This window comes from Mycobacterium sp. 4D054, from assembly GCF_052245755.1.
Taxonomy (GTDB): Bacteria; Actinomycetota; Actinomycetes; order Mycobacteriales; family Mycobacteriaceae; genus Mycobacterium.
In genome coordinates, this window is the sequence record NZ_JBQQCF010000110.1 from 1 (window position 1) to 4,351 (window position 4,351).

At 66.6% G+C, this 4,351-nt stretch carries 7 protein-coding genes; all 7 read right to left on the reverse strand.

The annotated features are described in order from the left end of the window. Positions 1 to 121: 121 nt before the first annotated feature. Positions 122 to 649: a hypothetical protein gene (locus ACTWP6_RS29910; protein WP_443189597.1), complete on the reverse strand. Its 528-nt coding sequence runs from the start codon at positions 647 to 649 to the stop codon at positions 122 to 124. Beyond that, entirely contained in the window at positions 646 to 963 is a 318-nt protein-coding gene (locus ACTWP6_RS29915; RefSeq protein WP_443189598.1) for a hypothetical protein, read from the reverse strand. Before ACTWP6_RS29915 ends, ACTWP6_RS29910 begins: the two co-directional genes overlap by 4 nt. Further along, positions 960 to 1,253: a WhiB family transcriptional regulator gene (locus ACTWP6_RS29920; RefSeq protein WP_443189599.1), complete on the reverse strand. Its 294-nt coding sequence runs from the start codon at positions 1,251 to 1,253 to the stop codon at positions 960 to 962. The genes ACTWP6_RS29915 and ACTWP6_RS29920 overlap by 4 nt, the downstream gene beginning before the upstream one ends. After that, on the reverse strand, positions 1,250 to 1,714 hold the full coding sequence (locus ACTWP6_RS29925) for a hypothetical protein (protein ID WP_443189600.1): 465 nt from the start codon (positions 1,712 to 1,714) through the stop codon (positions 1,250 to 1,252). Before ACTWP6_RS29925 ends, ACTWP6_RS29920 begins: the two co-directional genes overlap by 4 nt. 165 nt (positions 1,715 to 1,879) lie before the next feature. Then, positions 1,880 to 3,259: an AAA family ATPase gene (locus ACTWP6_RS29930; protein WP_443189601.1), complete on the reverse strand. Its 1,380-nt coding sequence runs from the start codon at positions 3,257 to 3,259 to the stop codon at positions 1,880 to 1,882. Beyond that, positions 3,256 to 3,558: a hypothetical protein gene (locus ACTWP6_RS29935; protein ID WP_443189602.1), complete on the reverse strand. Its 303-nt coding sequence runs from the start codon at positions 3,556 to 3,558 to the stop codon at positions 3,256 to 3,258. Before ACTWP6_RS29935 ends, ACTWP6_RS29930 begins: the two co-directional genes overlap by 4 nt. Before the next feature lie 73 nt (positions 3,559 to 3,631). Next, positions 3,632 to 4,015 (reverse strand): hypothetical protein, encoded by a 384-nt coding sequence (locus ACTWP6_RS29940; protein ID WP_443189603.1) that lies wholly within the window; start codon positions 4,013 to 4,015, stop codon positions 3,632 to 3,634. Positions 4,016 to 4,351: the final 336 nt, after the last annotated feature.

Here is a 4,351-nt window from a genome sequence, read left to right on the forward strand (position 1 = left end):
ATCGTCGCCGCGCCCACCCCTCCAACTCGGCCCGCTCGTCAGTGGTCAAGACAATCTTCGCGGCATGAGGTGTCGGCACAACCCAGTCTAACAACTAGATCGCAATTAATGACTCAGGACACTAGCTGCCCTTGATCGCGCCTGCCCACGACGCTTTACCCGCACCGCCTCCACCGTTGGTGGAACCCTGCTGGAGGTTCGGCGCTGGCGTTCTCGGCTGGCGGGCGAAACCGTAGTCAGCCACGACCGCAGCGAGGGTGCTCACGATCTTCTCGGCGTCGGGGATGCCGTTGTCGTCCAGCAGGTTGTCCATGTCGGCGGCGACCAGTTCGGCGACCCTTGGGGCGTATCCGCTGCCAGCCACGACCGAGGACACGATGGCCTGTCGGGTGCGGGTCAGGGTGTCGGCCAATTCGTCGCGCTGGCGTTCGGCGTCGCGCAGGCGCAGCCGGTAACGCTTCTCCCGGTTGGTGCGTCTGCCGTCGTCGTCGTGCTCGTCGTCCTGGTCATCGTCGTGCTGGTCGTCGTCGGGTTCGCTCGCTGGCGGGCGGTTGTCGTCCGTGCTGGCAGGTCCAGGGTGGCCGGCCTGGGCGTCGGGCGGCGAGTCCTGCTGTCCAGCAACATTGTTCGCATTGTCTGTCACTGTCATGGTTCCAGTCCTTCCAGGGTGGCCGGTATCTGCGGCCATGATCTGCGCCGCACGCCGTCTGTGAGCCACTGCACGCGGGTGTGCAGAACCTCGGGCAGCTCGTAGCCGAGGTGGGCGAGCAACGCGCGCTCGGTCGGCGTCGCGGGCCGCTCGGTGGTCACGTTTGACCGCCAATGTCTCGCGCGAAAATCCGCGTCGGCCCGAGAATCTTCGGCGTTCTGCACCACGGGCGGCAGGTGGTCGAACACGAGGATGCCGCGTGCTGGGCAGGGTCGGTGAGCACCGATACCCGACAGGTCAACATTGTCAGTCATAGTGCCTCCGTTGCGGTTTCGTCGTCGTCCCCATCATCCGCGCGCACGATGCCGCGTATCTCCCCGGCGACGACGCCTGTAAGACCGCGCTCCGCGCTTGCCCAGCGGTCGCAGGCGGTGATCACTGGGCACCGCGCGCATATCGCTTTCGCCTCCCCGATGCGGCGGCGGTCGGAGAAAACACCGGCCTTGCGGATGCAGGCCGCACCCGGCAGCGCGGGCACGCCGCGCAGAATCTCGGCGATCAGCCCGACTGTGCCCGGTTCCGCGACCGTCAGACGGGCGCTCATGCGGCACCGCCGATCCCGTAGTGGCGGCGCAGCCCCGGCCAGAACGCGGCGTGATCGTCGCCGAGCCAGCCGCGCACACATTGGCCAGTGAGGCAGACGGCGCACCACGCGAAGTTCATCGGCGAGAACACCGAGCCGGAGATGATCATGTCGGCGCGCTCGGTGTCGCCCTCGGTGAGGGCCTGCACGGTGCTGACGACCTCCAGGTTGAGAATCACCTGCCGGTCGTCGGCCCCGTGCTGGAGGGCGAGTTCCTGGACCTGGGCGCGCAGCTCGGCGAACCGTTCCGGCGCACCCTCACCGGACAGCACGAATGCCAGCACGGCCAGCGCGGCGTGCTGGAGGTGCCGGTGGTCGGCGTCGGTGGTGTGCAGCAGGGACAAGGCGGCGGTGGTGTCCTGCATGGCGACGAGCTGGGCGGCGTCGATCACCAACGCGGAAGCGTCGCGGTCAGTCATCATCGGGTCTCCTCGGTGTCCATCGTGCCGAGCGAGCGCGACACCTGTTCTCGCTCATCTGCGCACGAGACTTGCTCGGCGATTGCGTGGAATCAGTTGGTGTGCCCGATGTTTCACAGCCGGGGAAACAGGGGTGCAGGCTCGGGCAGCCTGGACAGCGGTACCCGTTCACGGGTGGTCCTCCGCGCCGGTAGTGAACAGTGTCGTATCTGTCGGAAGTGTCGTATTCGCTGGTGAGCGGGTAATTCCGTTCGTCGTGTTTCCGACACTTCCGACAGGTGGTGTCGGATTCGGTTGCCCGTAATCTGCGCCCTGGTCTGCACTTTCGACAGTTCCGACACTTTCGACAGGTGCATACGTACCCCGGCTCACCTTGCTGATGTACTGGTCGTCGGTGAGCCGGTGGAGCACCTTCCCGGCGCTGTTGTTGTCGATGCCGAGGTGCTCGGCGAGTTCAGCCGGGGTGGTGGTGGACCGGGAGTTCACGAACTGCAAGGTGTCCATTGACCGGCTGCCCAACCGCGACTGCTGGTCGCGCTCGGCGCGCGTGGCAACCGTGGCGGCAGCGTCGAGGATGTCCATGCCGTCGAGCGACCAGATGCCGTCGTCGGTCTTGACGGCGTATTCGTTCTCGGCGATGTCACGGCCCGTCACGGCTAGCACACCCTCGGCGCTCTTGCGCTTGCGCGAGAGCACGAGAACGTAGTCAGCCGATCCTGCGATTCCCTGTGTGCCCGAGAGGGTGTCGAGCCAGTCGTCAGCCTTCATCTTGCGGGTGTGGTGGACGACGAGCAGCGCAGCACCCGGCACCGCGTCGATGACGGTCTTGAGTTTGCCGCCGAGCTGATAGTCAGCGATGTACGGGTCATCGCCTGCACGCCGCTGCGGGCGCGCCTTCCCGAGGGTGTCGAGGATGACCAGCGGCGAGGTCTCGTCGCCGATGTGCAGCTCCAGCCACTCGGTGATCGTGGAGATGACGCGCCCCGGCTTCACCTTGGTCAGGATGTGCAGCCGAGCCGGGAGCGGCTGGCCGTGGTTCAGTCGGCGCATACGCGCCTGGAGTCGCCGGGGTCCGTCCTCCAGCGCCAGCAGCAGGACGTGCCGCGCCTGCACGTTGATACCGCCGAGCACGGTGCCGCCTTGGGCGCAGCCGAGCGCGATTTCACCGGCGAGCCAGCTCTTGCCCGCCTTGGGTGGACCGGCCAGAATCCCGAACCCCTCCACCACAAGGTGCGGTACGTGTTCGACCAGCGGGTCGAACGTCATGGCGTCGAGCTGGGCTGCCGACAGTAGTTCGGCGAGAAGGGAGTCGGATTGCTGCCCGTTCGCGGTCGCGCGTTCCGATCCGGTACCGGCTGGCCGCTCGTCATCGTCCTGGGCGGCGTTGTCAGGCGGTTCGGCAGGCGGCGGCACGTCGGCATACGGGTCGCTGCCGTTCGTGCCGCAGAGTGTGCCGTGCCCAAGCTCCAGCGCGGCGACCAGAGGACGCGGCGAGTTGTCGTACACCTCGCGCCCGTCGTCCAGGACACCGAGCAGCTTGCGGCTCACGCGGCACGCTCCGAGCAGCCGCCATGCAGACGTTGCGCCAGCAGCCGATCCCGGCCACCGCGCCGCCACAACCGGCGCGCGACATCGACGGGCACAGCGGGACTCAGCCCGCAGTCGAGCAGATGCAGCGCAGCTGCGGACCACCCGTCAAGCTGATGCCCGGTCACCGGCTGCACGCCGTCGTGGCGGTAGCACGGCCACGGGTCGCGGCAGCCGCACGCCAGCGGCTCCGAGCGGTGGGCGGCGTCGCGCCGTCGCGCAAGCTGGGCCGGAACGTCGTCCGATCCTCGGTCTAGCATTGGGCTTGTCCTTCTTCCCTTGGACTCATTGAGACCCCGGCGCGACGACCTACCCGCGCCGGGGTCTCGTTTCTCAGTCGGTGGATGCGCCGTCGACCCGGCCCCGCAGCGCCGACAGGACCTCGGAAGGCCGGTCGGACAGCGACACCACGTAGGCCAGCAGCTCGACGGACTCCAGCAGCATCACCGCTACCGGCACCCCGGCTGACCGCAGAATCTCGGTCATGCGGTCGGGGTCGCCGCTGACACGCGCCTCGGTTGAGTCCAGCACCGCGTGAGCGGCTACGGTCTGCTGCGCTCTGAACATGGCTCGGCGTGCCTCCACTAGTTCGGGGTCATCGGGGCTGCGCACACCTCGGGCAAGTCCGGCGACGCGGGCGCGGTGATGGGCAACGTCCTTGGCAATGTTGCGTTCCTGCTTGCGGCGTTCACGCCGGTTAGCTGCTGTCTGGGTCATGCCAGCCATGCTAAGCAGCGGCGATGACTAGACATATTGAGCAGCAACATGATTCGGGACAATGATGGTCAATGCTGGCACGCGAGGGCGGCGGCGTGTATTCGCTGCCATCGTGAGCCGTCGACAAAACCGCTGGTCAACGTCTGTCCACCTGGTCAAAGGTGAGGTTTCAGTGAGAGTTTCGCGCTTCAGCCGTCCCAGGCCAGGGACTAGCCTCGACGTTTCGTGAAATAGGCTGTTGACACGACCTGTAATGCACGGAAGTGCCTGTCCTGTTTGAGAAAATGTGACTTGTCTAGGGTCCATGTTCACAAAGCGGGAAGGCACTCCGTAGGT

Excerpts from the sequence above, each read along its gene's own strand:
- ACTWP6_RS29910 (WP_443189597.1), bottom strand. The coding sequence starts at position 649 with ATGACAGTGACAGACAATGCGAACAATGTTGCTGGACAGCAGGACTCG.
- ACTWP6_RS29915 (WP_443189598.1), bottom strand. The coding sequence starts at position 963 with ATGACTGACAATGTTGACCTGTCGGGTATCGGTGCTCACCGACCCTGC.
- ACTWP6_RS29920 (WP_443189599.1), bottom strand. The coding sequence starts at position 1,253 with ATGAGCGCCCGTCTGACGGTCGCGGAACCGGGCACAGTCGGGCTGATC.
- ACTWP6_RS29925 (WP_443189600.1), bottom strand. The coding sequence starts at position 1,714 with ATGATGACTGACCGCGACGCTTCCGCGTTGGTGATCGACGCCGCCCAG.
- ACTWP6_RS29935 (WP_443189602.1), bottom strand. The coding sequence starts at position 3,558 with ATGCTAGACCGAGGATCGGACGACGTTCCGGCCCAGCTTGCGCGACGG.
- ACTWP6_RS29940 (WP_443189603.1), bottom strand. The coding sequence starts at position 4,015 with ATGACCCAGACAGCAGCTAACCGGCGTGAACGCCGCAAGCAGGAACGC.